Here is a 17,472-nt window from a genome sequence, read left to right as displayed (position 1 = left end):
CGATCTCGGTGATGCAGCAGGGAATCTGGTTCCTGGAGCAGCTGCGCCCGGGCAATCCCGGCTACGCGATCCCCGCCGCGGCCCGGCTGCGTGGCCCGCTCGACGTCGGCGCGCTGCGCCGTGCGGTGGACGAGATCGTGCGCCGGCACGAGATCCTGCGCACCACGTTCCACCTGCGCGACGCCCGCCCCGTCCAGGTGGTGCGCCGCGACGCCCGCGTCGAGGTGGGTGTCGCAGACGCCGGCATCGAAGGTGCGGACCCGCCCGCCGCGGCGCTGCGCCCGCTCGTCGCCGACGCCCTGCGCGAGCCGTTCGACATCGCGACCGGGCCCCTGCTGCGGGTGCGGCTGCTCCGCGTCGGCCCGGACGACCACGTGCTCGCCTTCGCGATGCACCACCTGATCTCCGACGGGTGGTCGGTCGGCGTGCTGCTGTCCGAGCTGTCCGCGCTCTACGCGGCGTTCACCGCCGGCGAGCCGTCGCCGCTTGCCGAGCTGGGGATCCAGTACGGCGACTTCGCCGCCTGGCAGCAGCGGTGGCTGACCGAATCGGATCTCGCCGCCGACCTCGGGTACTGGCGCGAGCACCTGGCCGGTGCCCCGGCGGCGCTGAGCCTGCCCACCGACCGGCCTCGGCCGGCGGTGCAGGGCTTCAACGGGGCCGGCGTGCCGTTCGAGCTGCCCGCCGCCGTCGTGGAGCGCCTGGCCGCCCTCGGCCGCACCCGCGGTGCCACCCCCTACATGGTGCTGCTGGCCGTCTTCCACGTGCTGCTGCACCGCTACAGCGGCCAGGACGACATCGTCGTCGGCGTTCCGATGGCGGGCCGCGGCCGGGCCGAGCTGGAGCCGCTGATCGGGTTCTTCGTCAACACGCTGCCGGTGCGGGCCGGCCTGGCCGGGCGGCCCACCTTCCTCGACGTGCTCGACCGGGTCCGCGACGCCTGCCTCGGCGCCTACGCCCGCCAGGCGGTGCCGTTCGAGAAGGTGGTCGAGGAGCTCAAGGTGCCGCGCGACCTGAGCCGGCCACCCGTGTTCCAGGTCGGCTTCTCCTACCAGAGCGACCCGCTGGACACCCTGTCGATGGGCGGGCTGCGGGTGCGTCGGCTCCCGCTGCACACCGACGGCGCCCGCTTCGACCTGGAGGTGCAGGCGTTCGCCGGCGCCGGCGGGGTGACCGGCTGGTTGGAGTACGACCGCGGCCTTTTCGACGAATCCACGATCGCGCGCCTGGGCGGGCATTTCCGGCGCCTGGCCGCCCTGGTCGCCGACCGGCCGGACGCGCCCGTGGGCCGGCTGCCGCTGCTGGAGCCGGACGAGCGGGCCGGGCTGCTCGCGGCCGCCGCCGGCACCGTCTCCCGGTGGCCGGGGCGCGGCTGGATCCACGAGTGCATCGAGGAGCAGGCCCGCCTGCACCCCGGTGGCGAGGCGGTGCGGTTCGAGGGGACCGGCCTGAGCTACGCCGAGCTCAACCGGCGCGCCAACCGGGCGGCGCACCGGCTGCGCGGCCTCGGGGTCGGCCCGGGCGAGCTGGTGGGCGTGGCCATGCACCGCAGCGTCGAGCTGGTGATCGCGCTGCTGGCCGTGGTCAAGGCCGGCGGCGCCTACGTGCCGATCGACCCCGACTACCCGCGGGCCCGGGTGAGCGCGATCCTGGCCGACGCCCGTCCGGCCGTGCTGCTCACCCAGCGGGCCCTGCGCGTCGCGCTGCCCCCGGCGAGCGTCCCCGTCCTCGACGCCGACGACCCGGACGAGTTCGCCGGGCAGCCCGACACCGATCCGGGCGTCGAGGTCGACGGCGAGGACCTCGCCTACGTCATCTACACCTCGGGCTCGACCGGCACGCCGAAGGGCGTGATGAACGTCCACGGCGCGATCCGCAGCCGGCTGCTGTGGATGCAGGACGAGTACCGCCTCGACGGCTCCGACCGCGTGCTGCAGAAGACGCCGCTCACCTTCGACGTGTCGGTCTGGGAGTTCTTCTGGCCGCTGATGACCGGCGCCACCCTGGTGCTGGCCCGGCCCGGCGGGCACCGCGACAGCCGGTACCTGCTCGACACGATCCGCGCCGAGTCGATCACCACCCTGCATTTCGTGCCGTCGATGCTGCAGGTCTTCCTGGCCGAGCCCGGGCTGGCCGGGTGCACGAGCCTGCGCCGGGTCGTGTGCAGCGGCGAGGCGCTGCCCCGCGCGGCCCAGGACGCGTTCTTCGCCGCCCACCCGGCCGCGCAGCTGCACAACCTGTACGGGCCGACCGAGGCCGCCGTGGACGTGAGCTTCTGGGCCTGCCGCCGCGGCGAGGACGACCCGCGGCCGGTGCCGATCGGCCACCCCGTCGCCAACACGCGGCTGTACATCCTCGACGCGCACGGCGAGCCGGTGCCCGCCGGCGTGGCGGGGGAGCTGCATATCGGCGGGCGCAACCTGGCCCGCGGGTACCTCGGCCGCCCCGACCTGACCGCGTCCCGGTTCGTCCCCGATCCGTTCGCCGAGGAGCCCGGGGCGCGCCTGTACGCCACCGGCGACCTCGCCCGCCACCGCGACGACGGCGCGATCGAGTTCCTTGGCCGAGCCGACCACCAGGTGAAGCTGCGGGGCTTGCGCATCGAGCTGGGCGAGATCGAGACCGTGCTCGCCGATCACGAGCGCGTCCGCGAGGCGATCGTCGCCGCCCGCGAGATCGCACCGGGCGACGTGCGGCTGGTGGCCTACCTGGTCGCCGACGGCGAAGCCCCGGCCCCGGCCGAGCTGACCGAGCACGTGCGGCAGCGGCTGCCCGAGTACATGACCCCGGCGGCGTTCGTGCTGCTGCCCGCGCTGCCGCTCACCGCCAACGGCAAGGCCGACCGGGCCGCCCTGCCCGCACCGGTCTTCGACCGGCCCGGCGGCGCCCGGCCGTTCGCCGCGCCGGGAACGGACCTGGAGCGCACCATCGCCGGCACCTGGCGGGAGGTACTCGGCGTCGACCGGGTCGGCGTCGACGACAACTTCTTCGACCTCGGCGGGCACTCGCTGCTCATGGCCCAGCTGCGGGTCGTGCTGGAGGCGCGACTGGGCCGGGAGGTGTCGATGGTCGAGCTGTTTCAGTACCCGAGCGTCGGCGCGCTGGCCGGGCACCTGTCCCGGCCCGGCCCGGACGGCGACGGGCTGTCCGCGGCGGTGGAGCGCGCCGGCAGCCGCCGCCACGGCCAGGCCGACCGCCGGCAGGCCGCTGCCCGCCGGGTCGACTCATGGAAACGGTAGGTCCAATGGAAACGGCATTTGACGGTGTACCGGACGATGGCGCGGGCCATGTCGCGATCGTCGGCATGGCCGGGCGCTTCCCGGGCGCCGAGGACATCGCGACCTTCTGGGACAACCTGGTGCAGGGGCGGGAGGGTATCCGCGCGCTGACCGACGACGACCTGCGCGGCAGCGGCGTCGGCGCGGACGAGTCCGGGCAGCCGGGCTATGTGCGGGCCAAGGGCGTGCTGCGCGACGCCGACCGCTTCGACGCGGCGTTCTTCGGCTTCAGCCCGCGCGAGGCCGAGCTGCTCGACCCGCAGCAGCGGGCCTTCCTGGAGTGCGCCTGGCACGCGCTGGAGGACGCCGGCCGCGACCCGGCCACGGCCGGCGGGCGCATCGGCGTGTTCGCCGGTTCGAGCCTGAACTCGTACCTGCTGTTCAACCTCCTGGCCAACCGCGTGGCGGCCGACGCGGCCGGCAGCTACCAGACACTGCTGGCCAGCGACAAGGACTTCCTGGCCACCCGCGTGTCGTACAAGCTCGGCCTCACCGGGCCGTCCGTCACCGTCCAGACGGCCTGCTCCACGTCGCTGTCCGCGGTGCACCTGGCCTGCCAGAGCCTCCTGAACGGTGAGTGCGACACCGCCCTGGCCGGCGGCGTGTCCGTCAGCGTCCCCCTCGCCGGCGGTTACGTGTACCAGCCGGGCGGCATCCTGTCCCCGGACGGGCACTGCCGGGCCTTCGACGCCGACGCCGCCGGCACCGTGGCCGGCAACGGCGTCGGCGCCGTGGTGCTGCGCCGGCTCGACGACGCCCGCCGCGACGGCGACGCGATCACCGCCGTCATCCGCGGTACCGCCATGAACAACGACGGCTCGCGCAAGGCCGGCTACACCGCGCCCGGCCTGGACGGGCAGGCGGAGGTCATCGCCGAGGCGCTCGCCGTGGCCGGCGTGGACGCCGGCAGCGTCGGCTACGTCGAGACGCACGGCACCGGCACGGCGCTGGGGGACCCGATCGAGCTCGCCGCGCTCACCAAGGCGTTCCGGCACCAGAGCGACCGGGCCGGCTACTGCGCGATCGGCTCGGTCAAGAGCAACGTCGGGCACCTGGACGCGGCGGCCGGAGTGACCGCCCTGATCAAGGCCGCGCTCGTGCTGCGCAACGAGGCGATCCCGCCCACCCTGCACGTCACCCGGCCCAGCCCCGCCCTGCAACTGGGCGGCAGCCCGTTCGTCGTCAACACGCAGCTGCGGCCGTGGCCGCGCACCGACGTGCCGCGCCGGGCCGGGGTCAGCTCGTTCGGCATCGGCGGCACCAACGTCCACGTCGTGCTGGAGGAGGCCCCGGCGTTGCCCGCCGCCGGGGGCGGGCACGGGCGCGCGGTGTACGTGCTGGCGCTGTCCGGGCGCACCCCGGACGCCCTCGCCGCGGCCGCCGGACGCCTCACCGAGCACCTCGAGCGGCCCGGCGCCGAGCCGGTGGACCTGAGCGACGTCGAGCGGACGCTCGCCCGGCGGCGCGCGTTCGAGCACCGCGCGGCCGTGACGGCCGGCGAGCGGTCCGAGGCGGTGGCGGCGCTGCGCCGGCTCGCCGCCGCGCCCCCGTCCCGTTCCGCCGGCCGCGACGCGCCGGTCGCGTTCCTGTTCCCCGGGCAGGGGTCCCAGCACGCCGGGATGGCCCGGGAGCTGTACCGCGCCGAGCCGGTCTTCGCCCGCGAGCTGGACCGCTGCGCGGAGCTGGCCGCCGGGCACCTCGGCGCGGACCTGCGCGCGCTGATCCTCGACGCGGGGCCGGACGCCGACGAGCAGCTGCGGCAGACCGCGGTTGCCCAGCCGGCGCTGTTCGCCGTGGAGTACGCGCTGGCCGGGCTGTGGCAGTCGTGGGGGATCCGGCCGCGGGCGATGGCCGGGCACAGCGTCGGCGAGTACGTCGCCGCCTGTCTCGCCGGGGTGTTCGCGCTGCAGGACGCCGTGCGGCTGGTCGCCGTGCGGGGCCGCTTGGTGCAGTCGATGCCGGCCGGGTCGATGCTGGCCGTGTTCCTGCCCGAGGCGGAGCTGGCCGGGTGGCTGGACGAGCGGCTGTGCCTGGCCGCGGTCAACACCAGCGGCGTGTGCGCGGTCGCCGGCCCCGCCGAGGCCATCGCGGACCTGCGGGGGCGCCTCAGCGCGGCCGGGATCGCCAACCGCGGGCTGCACACCTCCCACGCGTTCCACTCGCCGAGCATGGAGCCGGCCGTGGAGCCGCTCGCCCGTGAGGTCGCCGCTGTCGCCCGCCACGCGCCCGAGATTCCGTTCGTCTCCAACGTGACCGGTACCTGGATCACCGACGAGCAGGCGACCGACCCGCACTACTGGGGGCGGCACCTGCGCGCGCCGGTGCGCTTCGCCGACGCCGTCGCCCGGCTGCTGGAGGAGCCCGAACTGGTGCTGCTCGAGGTCGGGCCCGGGCGCACCCTCACCGACCTGGCTCGCCGCCACGCCGCCTGGACCGCCGACCGGGTGGCCGTGCGCTCGCTGCCGCACCCGGGCGAGGACGCCGCCGACGCCCGCCGGATCGCGAGGGCCGCCGGCGAGCTGTGGTCCGCCGGCGCGCCGCTTCACTGGGCGGCATACACGGCGGGGGAGCCCCGCCCGGTGGTGCCGCTGCCCGGCTACCCCTTCCAACGGCGCCGCTACTGGATCGACCCGGACCCGGCGCACGCACCGGCCCCGGCGGCGGCTGCCGGTGACGGTGGCCCGCGCCGGGCCGAGGAGATCTTCTCGGCCCCCGGCTGGCGGCGGCTGCCCGCCGGCGCCGGTGCCGTTCCCGCCGGCTCGGTGGTGGTGCTCGGCGCCGACTCGCCGATCGGCGCGGCCCTCGCCGACCGGCTGGCCGCCGCCGGGTCCGAAGTGGTCCGCGTCGGGGCAGCGACCCAGGTTTCGCGCCGTACGGACGGCGGCTGGAACCTCGACCCGGGCCGGCGCGAGCACTATGCCGAGCTGTTCGCCGCGCTGCCGGTCGGCCCGATCCATGTCGTGCACGCGTGGAGCCTGACCGGCGACGCGGACCGGGAGCTGGGCTTCGACGCGCTGCTCGCGCTCGCTCAGGGGCTCGGCGACGTCCGGGTCGCCGCGGCGATCGACGTGGTGTGCCACGGTGTCCTCGCCGTTACCGGGGACGAGCCGCTGGAGCCCGAGTACGCGACACTGCTCGGCCCCGCCACGGTGATCCCGCAGGAGCTGACCGGCGTCACCTGCCGCCTGCTCGACGTCACCGGCGCCGACCCGGCGAGCGCCGCCGGCCCGCTCGCCGCGCTGCTGGCCCGGGACACCGACGAGCGGGTGCTGGCGCTGCGCGGGCGGCACTGGTGGGCCCGCGAGTTCGACCCGCTGCCGACGGCCGGGGGCACACTCCGGCTGCGCGACGGCGGCCGGTACCTGATCACCGGCGGCCTCGGCGGCGTCGGCCTGGCCCTGGCGGAGGAGATCGCCGAGCACGTCAAGGAACCGGTGCTCGGCCTGCTCGGCCGCACCGCCCTGGTGGACGGCCCGGACGACGCCGGCTCAGCGGTACTCGGCCGGCTGCGCGCGCTGCGCGAACGTGGCGCCCGCGTCGTGCTCCTCGTGGCCGACGTCACCGACGCCGAGCGGCTGGCCACCGAGGTACACCGGCTGCGTGACGGCGTAGCGCTGCACGGCGTCATCCATGCCGCGGGCGTGCCCTCGGCCGGCCTCATCGCCGGCAAGACGAGGGCGGAGGCCGGCGCGGTGCTGGCCGCCAAGACCCGCGGGACGCTGGCCCTGCGCGCGGCCTGCGGGGACGTCGAGGACTTCGTGCTGCTGTGCTCGTCGCTGACCGCGGTGCTGGGCGGGCCCGGGCAGAGCGACTATGCGGCGGCCAACGCGTTCCTCGATGCGTATGCGCAGCTCTGGCGCCGCGAGACGGGCGCCCCGGTGGTGTCGGTGGCCTGGGACACGTGGCAGGGCGTCGGCATGGCGGCCGGGCTGGCCGAGCGGCTCGGCGGCGGCCGGCCGGGCGGTCATCCGCTGCTGCGGCTCGTGGAGCGCACCGACCGGTCGGCGACCTACCGGACCACGTTCAGCACCGCGGACAGCTGGATCGTCGACGAGCACCGGATCATGGGGCACGGTCTGGTGCCCGGCACCGCCTACCTCGAGCTGGTCCGCGCCGCCCTGGCCGACCGGGCGCCGGGCCGGGCCCTCGACATCCGCGACGTGGTGTTCACGCTGCCGGTCATCGTCCCCGACGGGCAGATCCGCGAGGTGTACACCACCGTCGAGCAGCACGGCGAGACCTGGCGGTTCGCGGTGCGCAGCCGCGCCGCCGACGGCTGGCAGGAGCACGCCGGCGGCGAGGCCGGCTTCGCGGAGGCCGAGCCGGGGCCGCCGGCGGACCTCGGCGAGCTGGTCCGCGGCTGCGACGTGGTCGAGGTCCTCGACACCGAGGAGACGCTCAAGCGCCGCCTCAAGCTCGACCGGGTCGAGCAGGGCGGCCCGATCCGGTTCACCTTCGGCCCGCGCTGGCGGTGCCTGCGTCGCATCGAGGCGGGCCGGCGGCGGCTGATGGTGACCCTCGAGCTGGACCCGGCCTACCACGCCGACCTCGACGACTACGCGCTGCACCCGGCACTGCTGGACGTGGCCGGCGCGGCCGCCCGCATCCACGCGACGGACATCTACTACCTGCCGGTCACCTACCGGCGGCTGTGCTCCTGGGCGCCGCTGACGGCCACGGTGCACTGCCTGGTCGACCTGGCCGAGCCCGACCCGTCCGGCGAGACGCTCACCTGCGACATCGACCTGCTCGACCCGAGCGGGCGCCGGCTGGCCCGCGCCGAGCGGTTCACCATCAAGCGCATCCAGGACGTGCCCGCGCTGATCGCCGCGATCGACGACGCCGCGGCCGAGCCCGCAGCGCCGCCGGCCGGCGCCCTGCAACGGCTCGCCCGCGGCATGAGCGAGCGGGACGCCCGGTCCGCGTTCGTGCGCCTGCTCGCGGCGGCGGAACTGCCCGAGCACGTGGTGGTGTCGGCGTACGACCTCGCCGCGCTGCGCCGGCTGGCCGGATCGATCACTCCCGAGTCGCTCGTCGCCGAGGCCGCCGCCGCGCCGCCCGTCGCTGCGGTGCACCCGCGCCCGGAGCTGGCCACGCCGTACGTGGCGCCGCGCGACGACGACGAGCGGGCGGTCGCGGCGATCTGGCAGGAGGTCCTGGGCGTCGAGCGGGTCGGCGTCGACGACGACTTCTTCGCCCTCGGCGGGCACTCGCTGGCCGCCGTGCAGGTCGGGGCGAAGCTGCAGCGGCACTTCGGCGTCCAGCTCGACCTGCGCGACTTCTTCGACGGGCCGACGGTCAGCCGTACCGCCGCGGCACTCACCGCCGGCCGCGCCGCGCCCGGCGAAGCCGACGCGATCCCGCGGCTGGAGCGCGACACACCCGGCTACGACGAGGACCTCGCCGACCTGTCCGACGAAGAGGTCGACGCGCGGCTGCGCGATCTGCTGGCCGAGGAGATGAAGGAGCAGGGGGAGAACGCATGAGCACTCCTGAGGCGGCCGGGCTCGACGGCCTGTCGGCGCAGCAGAAGCGGGCCCTGCTGGCCGCGCGGCTGCGCCGCGAGCGCCGGCACCGGTTCCCGGCGTCGTTCTCGCAGCAGCGGCTGTGGTTCCTCGAACAGCTCGCGCCGGGCAGCGCGGCCTACAACATCCCGAGCGCGGTGCGCATCCACGGCCCGCTCGACCTTGACGCCTGGCGGCGCGCCTGCGCCGACATCATGCGCCGGCACGAGGCCCTGCGCACCACCTTCGAGCGGATCGACGGCCAGCCGATGCAGGTCGTCGCCGCGGCCGCCGAGCCGGACTTCACCGTCGTGGACTGCGTCCACCTGCGCGGGCCGGACGACTGGTCGCGGATCGAGGCGCTGGCCCGCGAGGAGTTCGTCCGCCCGTTCGACCTGCGCACCGGCCCGCTGTTCCGGGTCCGGTTCCTGCGCCTGGCCGCCGACGAGCACGTCCTGCTGCTCACCCTGCACCACATCGTGGCCGACCTGTGGTCGATGTCGGTCGCCGTCGCCGAGCTGGTCGAGCTGTACCGCGCCCACGTCACCGGCCGCGAACCCGACCTGCCCGAGCTGCCCCTGCAGTACGCCGACTACGCCGTCTGGCAGCGCCGGCGCCTGGAGCAGGAGCCGCCGACCGGCGACCTCGACTACTGGCGGGAGGTGCTGGCCGGAGCCCCGCCGGTGCTGGAGCTGCCCACCGACCGCCCCCGCCCGGCGGTGCAGACCACCGTGGGCGGCTCGCGGCCGTTCGCGGTGCCCGGCGACGTCCTCGACGGCTTGCGGGCGCTGAGCCAGCAGGAGGGCGCCACCCCGTTCATGGGCGTGCTGGCCGCGTTCGGCGTTCTGCTGCACCGCTGCACCCGCGACGACGACGTGGTCGTCGGCGTCCCGGTGGCGGGCCGCGGCCGGCCGGAGATCGAGCGGCTGATCGGGTTCTTCGTCAACACCCTCGCCCTGCGGCTGGACCTGTCCGGCGGCCCGACGTTCCGCGAGCTGCTCGGCCGGGTCCGCCAGACCTGCCTGGGCGCCTACGCCCACCAGGAGCTGCCGTTCGAGCGGCTGGTCGAGCAGCTGCACCCGAGCCGCGACCTGTCCCGCCCGCCGATCTTCCAGGCGTCGTTCATCTACCAGAACATCCCGCTGCCCGCCCTCGACGTCGTCGGGCTGCGGCTGGAGCCGTTGCAGGTGGAGAGCAGTACCGCCCGTTTCGACCTCGAGCTGCAGGTCTTCGAGGGCGACGGCGGGCTGACCGGCTGGTTCGAGTACAACCGCGATCTCTTCGACGCCACCACCGTCGAGCGGCTCTCGGCGCAGCTCGGCGTGCTGCTCGCCGATCTCGTCGCCAACCCCGACGGCAGCGTGCGCCGGGCCCGGATGCTGACCGCCGAGCAGGAGCGCGACCTGCGCGAGCGGTGGAACGACACCCGCCGCGAGTGGCCGGCGCCGTTCGCCGCGCACGAGCGCTTCGAGCGGCGGGCGGCCGGCCACCCGCAGGCCGTCGCGCTCACCACCGACGAGGAGAGCCTGACCTACGCCGACCTGGACCGCCGCGCCAACCAGCTGGCCCACCGGCTGCGCCGGCACGGCGCCGGGCCCGGCACACTGGTCGGCATCTGCCTGGAGCGCTCGGCCGACATGGTCGTCGCGCTGCTCGCGGCCGGCAAGGCCGGCGCCGCGTTCGTCCCGCTCGATCCCGGCTTCCCCGCGGACCGCATCGCGTTCATGCTCGCCGACTCCGCGCTGCCGGTACTGGTGACCCGGCGGCCGCTGCTGAAGGAGATCGGCGCCACCGTCGACGCCCTGTGCCTCGACGAGCTGCGGGCCGAGCTGGACGCGGAGCCCGCCGAGCCGCTGGGCGTCGCGGTGCACCCCGACGACCTCGCCTACGTCATCTACACGTCCGGCTCGACCGGCCGGCCCAAGGGCGTGCAGGTGCCGCACGGCGCGCTGGGCAACTTCCTGTCCTCGATGCGCGAGCGACCGGGCATCGAACCGGGCGACGTGCTGCTGGCGGTCACCACGCTGTCCTTCGACATCGCCATGCTGGAGCTGCTGCTGCCGCTGACCGAGGGCGCCCGCGTGGTGCTCGCCTCCAGCGAGGTCACCGGCGACGGCCCGCGCCTGGCCGCGCTGCTGTCCGCGTGCGGGGCCACGATGATGCAGGCCACCCCGTCGATGTGGCGCATGCTGCTCGACGCCGGCTGGCCCGGCCGCCCCGGCCTGCGGGCGCTGGCCGGCGGCGAGGCGCTGCCGGCCGATCTCGCGCAGCGGCTGCTGGCCACGGGCGCGACGCTGTGGAACGTGTACGGGCCGACCGAGACCACGATCTGGTCGTCGGTGGGCCTGGTCGGCCCCGGGCCGATCACCCTCGGCGAGCCGATCGCCAACACCGAGCTGCACGTGCTGGACGGCGAGGGGCAGCTGGTGCCGCTCGGCGTCCCCGGCGAACTGCACATCGGCGGGGCCGGGCTGGCCCGCGGCTACCTGGGCCGGCCCGAGCTGACCGCGGAGCGGTTCGTGGCCGGCCCGCTCGGTGCCGGCCTCTCCGATCGGCTGTACCGCACCGGCGACCTGGTCCGCCGCCGCGGCGACGGCGCGCTGGAGTTTCTCGGCCGGCTCGACCACCAGGTGAAGGTGCGTGGCTTTCGCATCGAGCTGGGCGAGATCGAGTCGGTGCTGGAGCAGCAGGCGGCGGTCCGCCGGGCGGTGGTCGTGGTGCGCGAGGACACGCCCGGCGACCAGCGGCTGGTCGCCTACCTGGTCCCCGACCCGGCCGCCGAGGCCGAGGACCGCGCCGACGCCGACTTCGTGCCCGAGCACCTCGAGCGGTGGCGGCGGGTCTGGGACGGCGCCTACGACAGCTCCGCCGGCGAGGTCGACCCGCACTTCGACACCCGCGGCTGGAACAGCAGCCTCACCGGGCAGCCGATCCCGGCCGAGGAGATGCGAGACTGGGCCGGACGCACCGCGGAGCTGGTGCTGCGCGGCCGCCCGGCGAGCGTGCTCGACGTCGGCTGCGGCACCGGCCTGATCCTGTTCCGCGTCGCCGGGCAGGTCGAGCGGTACTGGGGCACCGACATCTCCACCGTGGCGCTGGACCGGCTGCGCGCCGCCGCGCCCGGCGCTGGGCCGGCCGGGGTCGAGCTGTTCGAGCGAGCCGCCGACGAGCTGGACCGGCTGCCCGAGCAGACCTTCGACGCCGTCGTGCTCAACTCGGTGATCCAGTACTTCGCCGACCCCGGCTACCTGCTGCGGGTCCTGGAGGCCGCGGCCCGGCGGGTGAACCCGGGCGGGCGGATCATCGTCGGCGACGTGCGCAGCCTGCCGCTGCTGGAGGCGTTCCACACCGCCGTGCGGCTGGCCCGCGCCGGGGCCGGCACCACCGCGGCCCAGCTGCGCGAGCAGGTCCGCCGGCTCGTCGAGGACGAGGAGGAGCTGGTCGTCGACCCGCGGTTCTTCGCCGCGCTGCCGGCCCGCATCCCGCGGATCACCGGCGTGCGGGTGGAGCCCAAGCGGGGTACCGCCGCCAACGAGCTGACCCGGTTCCGCTACGACGTGGTGCTGACCGTCGACGGCCCCGCCGAGCCGGCCGAGGTGCCGGCCGAGGACTGGGGCACCGCCGAGGCGCTGCGCGAGCGGCTCACCGGTGACCGGCCCGACCGGCTGGTCCTCGCGGGCGTGCCCAACGCCCGGGTACTGCCCTACGCCGAGGCGGCCCGGAGGCTGGCCGACGCCGCCGGCCCCGCGTCGCAGCTGCTGGCCCCGGCGCCGGCCGGCGCGACCGATCCGGCGGCGCTGGACCGGCTCGCCGCGCAGTGCGGCTACCGGCTCGACCTCGACTGGTCCGGCCACGGCCCGGACGGCGCGTTCACCGCGGTGCTGCGCCGCCTCGGCGACGACGGCCGGCCGGTCGCCGCCCTCCCCGCGCCCGGCGGGCCGCCGCCGGACCCCGTCTCGTGGGAGGCGTACTTCAACGGCGCCGAGCGTCGCCGCGCCGCCCGGCTGCTGCCCGCCCTGCGCGCCGCGCTCGCCCAGCAGCTGCCCGGGTACATGATGCCGTCGGCGTTCGTGCTGCTCGACGCGCTGCCGCTGACCCCCAACGGCAAGGTCGACCGGCGCGCGCTGCCCGCCCCCGGCGGCGCCCAGCGGCTCGCCGGAGCCGCCTACGTGGCGCCGCGCACCCCGGTCGAGGAGGTGGTCGCGGGGATCTGGGCCGAGGCGCTGGGCGCCGAACGGGTCGGCGTGCTCGACGACTTCTTCGCCCTGGGCGGGCACTCGCTGCTGTCCACGCAGGTGGTGTCCCGCGTCCGGGACGTGTTCGGCGCCGAGATCGCCCTGCACCGGGTCTTCGCCGAGCCGACCGTCGAGGCGATGGCCCGGATCCTGCTGGAGGACCCGTCGCGGCGCCTGGCCGTGGAGCGTACTGCCGAGCTGCTGGTGCAGCTGACCGGCCTGTCCGACGACGAGGTCGCCCGGGCGCTCGGCGGTTCGGCATGAGCGGGCGGTTCAACCTCTCGGCGGCCCGGCTGGAGCTGCTGCAGACGATGCTGCGGGCGGAGGGTATCGATCGGGCTCCGGCCCGCTCCATCCCGCTGCGGCCGGACCGCGCCGCGCCCGCCCCACTGACGTTCTCGCAGCACCGGCTGTGGTTCCTCGAGCACTTCGCCGAGCAGCATTCCGCGTACGTGATCTCCGCCGCGCTGCGGGTGCGCGGGCCGCTGCGCTTCGACGTGTTCGCCGAGGCGTGCGCCGAAGTGACCCGGCGGCACGAGGTCCTGCGGACGGTGTTCGTCGAGATCGACGGCCGGCCCTGCCAGATGGTTCGCGACGAGCTGCCCCCCGAGGTGCGGGTGAGCGACCTCGGCGCCGCCGCCGGGGACGTGACCGCCGAGGTCCAGCGGCGCGAGGAGGCGCTGATCGCCCGGCCGTTCGACCTCGCCGCCGGGCCGCTGATGCGGGTCGAGCTGCTGCGGCTCGGGCCCGACGACGCGGTGGTCCTGCTCAACCTGCACCACATCGTCTCCGACCGGTGGTCGATGGCCGTGCTCATGCGGGAGCTGACCCAGGTGTACGCCGCCCGGCTCGCCGGTGCCGACGCCGGCCTGCCCGAGCTGCCGGTGCAGTACCCGGACTTCGCCGTCTGGCAGCAGGGCGCGTCGTTCGAGGCGACGTGGGAGGCGGAGCTGGCGTACTGGCTGGGGCAGTTGCGCGGCAGCCGCGCCGACACCGGCCTGCCGAGCGACCGGCCGCGGCCGAAGGAGAAGACGTACCGCGGGTCGTCGGTGCCGGTCCAGCTCCCGCCCGACCTGGTCGCGGCAGTGCGTGAGCTGGCCCGGGCCGAGCGGGCCACCCCGTTCATGGTCCTGGTCGCGGCGTTCGCCGCGCTGCTGTCCCGGCTGGGCGACAGCGACGACATCGTCATCGGTACCCCGGTGGCGAACCGGACCCTGGTCGAGCTGGAGCCGCTGATCGGCCTGTTCGTCAACACCCTCGCCCTGCGCGTCGACGCCGGCGGCAACCCGTCGCTGCGGGAGCTGGTCCGCCGCGTCGGCAAGGTGTGCCTGGACGCCTACGCCCACCAGCACGTGCCCTTCGAGCGGCTCGTCGAGCGGCTGCAGCCGGAGCGTTCGCTGGCGGTGACGCCGGTGTTCCAGGTGCTGCTGTCCTACCAGAACGTGCCGTTCCCGGCCTGGCAGCAGGGGCCGGTGCGCATCGAGCCGATCGCGCTGCCGGCCCGCAAGGCCGAGTTCGACCTGCTGCTTGACCTGTTCGAGGACGGCGACACCGTGTGGGGACGGCTGGAGTACAGCACCGACCTGTTCACCGACGCCACCGCCGGGCACCTCGCCGGCGCGCTGGTCCGGCTGCTGTCGGCCGCCGCGGCCGACCCGGACCGCCCCCTCGCCGGGATCGCGCTGGACCCGCCGCCCGCGCCGCCCCCGGCCGCGCTGGGCGGCGATGATGCCACCGGCTGGGTCCACCAGCGCGTCGAGGAGCACGCCCGGCGGACCCCCGAGGCGACCGCGGTGCGCGTGGCCGGCCGCGACATCGGCTACGGCGAGCTGAACCGGCGGGCGAACCAGCTCGCCGGCCGGCTGCGCCGCGCGGGCGCCGGGGCCGAGACCGTGGTGGCGATCGCCATGCCCAGCTCGCTGGAGCTGGCGGTGAGCCTGCTCGCGGTGGCGAAGGCCGGCGCGGCCAGCCTGCGGCTGGACCCGGACACCGAGCCCGACCGGGTGGCCGCGCTGCTCGGCGGCAGCCGGATGCTGCTCACCCTGCGCCCGGTCGCCGCCGGACTGCCCGTACTCGGCGTGCCGGTGCTGTGCGTCGACGAGCTGGAGCACCTGCTGGCGGCCGGGCCGGGCGAGGACCTGGGCGTGGCCGTCGACGGCGCGCAAGCCGCCCGTCTGGTGCACACGCTGACCCCGGACGACCGGGTGGTGCTCGCCGTCGACACCTTCGCTGGGCTGCGCGGCACCGCGCTGCCGGAGCTGCTCGCACCACCGGCCGCCGGGGCACCCGGGCGCCCGTCCGGCGGCCGGCGCGCGTATGTGCTGGACCGTTTCGGGCAGCCGCTGCCCCCCGGCCTCGCCGGGGAGCTGTGCCTGGCCGGGCCGGGCCTGCCCCGCGGCTACGCCGGCGAGCCGGGGCTGACCGCGCAGCGGCTGGTTCCCGACCCGTTCGTACCGGGCGAGCGAATGCTGCGCACCGGCGAGATGGTCCGCCGCCGCGACGACGGCACCATCGAGGCGCTCGGCCGGCTGGACCGCCGGGTCACGGTGCGCGGCTTCCGCGCCGACCTCGCCGAGCTGGAGGCGGCGCTGGCCGCGCTTGCGGGCGTCGAGCGGGCCGCGGTCCTCGCCCCGGACGACGGCGCCGGCGGGCGGCTGGTCGCCTACGCCGAGACCGGCGCCGACCTCTCCGGCGAGCGGCTGCTGGACGAGCTGCGGCAGCGGCTCCCCGAGTACCTCGTGCCGGCCGCGGTGCTCACCCGGCCGCAGCTGCCCTCGCTGCCCTCGGGCGCCGTCGACCGCAGCGCTCTGCCCCGGTTCGAGGCGGCCCCCGCCGCCGGTGGCGGCGCGGCACCCCGCAGCGACCTGGAGCGCTTGATCGCCGAGGTGTGGCGCGCGGTGCTGGACGTGCCCGCCGTCGGCATCCACGACAGCTTCTTCAATCTCGGCGGGCACTCGCTGCTGGCGACCAAGGTGGTGGCGCAGTTGCGGACCGGGCACGGCCTCCCCGTGCCGCTGCGGGCGCTGTTCGACAACCCCACCGTGGCCGCGCTGGCCGCGTGGATCGCCGAGCAGGCGCCGGCCGGGACCGAGGAGCCGATCCCGGTAGCGGACCGGGCCGCCGGGGTGCCGCTCGGCTTCGCCCAGCAGGTGCTGTGCGAGCACCACCCGCTCGGCCCGGAGCATCCGCAGCACAACGTCGTCACCTCACTGCTGCTGCGCGGGCCGCTCGACGAGCCGGCGCTGCGCCGCAGCCTCGATGCCATGGTGGCCCGGCACGAGCCCCTGCGCACCCGGTTCGTGCACCGGCCGGACGGCTGGGTGCAGCTGATCGACCCGGCGGGCACCTGGCCGCTGAGCGCCCTCGACCTGCGCGGTACCGAATCCGGCGAACCGGGCCGGCGGCTGCGCGAGGTGGTCGAGGCCGAGCGGCGGCGCCCGTTCGCCCTCGACCGGGAGCCGCCGATGCGCGCGGCCCTGGTACGCATCGGCACCGACGACTACGCCGTGGTCCTCGTGCTGCACCACCTGGTCACCGACAACTGGTCCTACGCCGTGCTCGTGCGCGACCTGTGCGAGCTGTACCGGGCCCACGTCGAGGGCGGCCCGCCCCGCCTGCCCGCGCTGGAGCGCGACTACGCCGACGTCGTCGCCTGGCAGCAGGCCCGGCTCGCCGACGGCTCGCTGCGGGACCGGATCGCCTACTGGCAGTCCCAGCTGCGCGGCCTGCCGCCCGCCCCGGTGCTGGCCGCCGACGGGCCGGAGGCGGCCACGGGGTACAGCACGACCTTCACCGTCGACGCCGGGCGGGCCGCCGCGCTGCGCGCCCTCGCCCGCGGCCACGACGCCTCGCTGTTCATGGTGCTGATGGCGGCGTTCGGCGTGCTGCTGTCGGCGCAGTCCGGCCGCGACGACGTGCCGGTGGCCTTCCCCGAGGCCGGACGCGACCGGCCCGAGACCGAGCACCTGCTCGGCTACTTCGTCAACTACCTGCTGGTGCGCGCCGACCTGTCCGCCGACCCGACCTTCTCCGAGCTGCTCGGGCAGGTACGGGCGAAGACCCTCGACGGTTACGGCAACCGGGGAGTGCCGCTGTGGCGGCTCGACGGCGTCGCGGGCCCCGGGGACGCGCCGTTCCGGATCGTGTTCAACCTGCTCAACGCGCCGATACCGGACGTGCGGCTGCACGGGCTGCGGGCCGTCCCGCTCGACCTGGGCGGCGACCACGTGTTCCGGGAGGTCTCGGCCGACCTCGCGCCCTCCGACGTGGACCTCGCGCTGATCCTGCGGGAGGACGGCGACGTGGTGCGGGGCACCTGGCTGTACGCCCTCGATCGCGTCGAACCGCGCGCCGTCGCCGCCCTCGTGCGGCGCTGGCCGCGCCTGCTGGAACTGGTGAGCGACGAGCCTGGCCGGCGCGTCGGCGGCCTGCGGCGCGCGGTCCGGGAGGCTTGAG

At 76.0% G+C, this 17,472-nt stretch carries 4 protein-coding genes and 2 pseudogenes; all 6 read left to right on the top strand.

Annotated features, from left to right (window positions below; all coding sequences use genetic code 11):
* Positions 1-11: 11 nt before the first annotated feature.
* Positions 12-1,268: pseudogene (locus tag ACQPY0_RS41720) on the top strand (condensation domain-containing protein); the annotation flags it as partial.
* A gap of 15 nt (positions 1,269-1,283) precedes the next feature.
* Positions 1,284-2,864: pseudogene (locus tag ACQPY0_RS41715) on the top strand (amino acid adenylation domain-containing protein); the annotation flags it as partial.
* The gene (locus ACQPY0_RS41710) at positions 2,853-3,239 is read left to right on the top strand and encodes an acyl carrier protein (RefSeq protein ID WP_432995582.1); all 387 of its coding nucleotides are present in this window, start codon (positions 2,853-2,855) and stop codon (positions 3,237-3,239) included. The pseudogene ACQPY0_RS41715 and the gene ACQPY0_RS41710, both read left to right, overlap by 12 nt.
* 5 nt (positions 3,240-3,244) lie before the next feature.
* Complete coding sequence (locus tag ACQPY0_RS41705; protein ID WP_432973944.1) at positions 3,245-8,764, top strand: beta-ketoacyl synthase N-terminal-like domain-containing protein; 5,520 nt, start codon at positions 3,245-3,247, stop codon at positions 8,762-8,764.
* Entirely contained in the window at positions 8,761-13,281 is a 4,521-nt protein-coding gene (locus tag ACQPY0_RS41700) for an amino acid adenylation domain-containing protein (RefSeq protein ID WP_432973942.1), read from the top strand. Before ACQPY0_RS41705 ends, ACQPY0_RS41700 begins: the two co-directional genes overlap by 4 nt.
* Positions 13,278-17,471, top strand: coding sequence for a condensation domain-containing protein (locus ACQPY0_RS41695; RefSeq protein WP_432973940.1), 4,194 nt, complete (start codon positions 13,278-13,280; stop codon positions 17,469-17,471). Before ACQPY0_RS41700 ends, ACQPY0_RS41695 begins: the two co-directional genes overlap by 4 nt.
* Position 17,472 lies beyond the last annotated feature (1 nt).

Source organism: Dactylosporangium sp. CA-233914, from assembly GCF_050942935.1.
In the GTDB taxonomy this organism is placed as follows: Bacteria; Actinomycetota; Actinomycetes; order Mycobacteriales; family Micromonosporaceae; genus Dactylosporangium.
The sequence above is the reverse complement of the archived record's forward strand: the minus strand, read 5'-3'. Positions and strand labels throughout refer to the sequence as shown.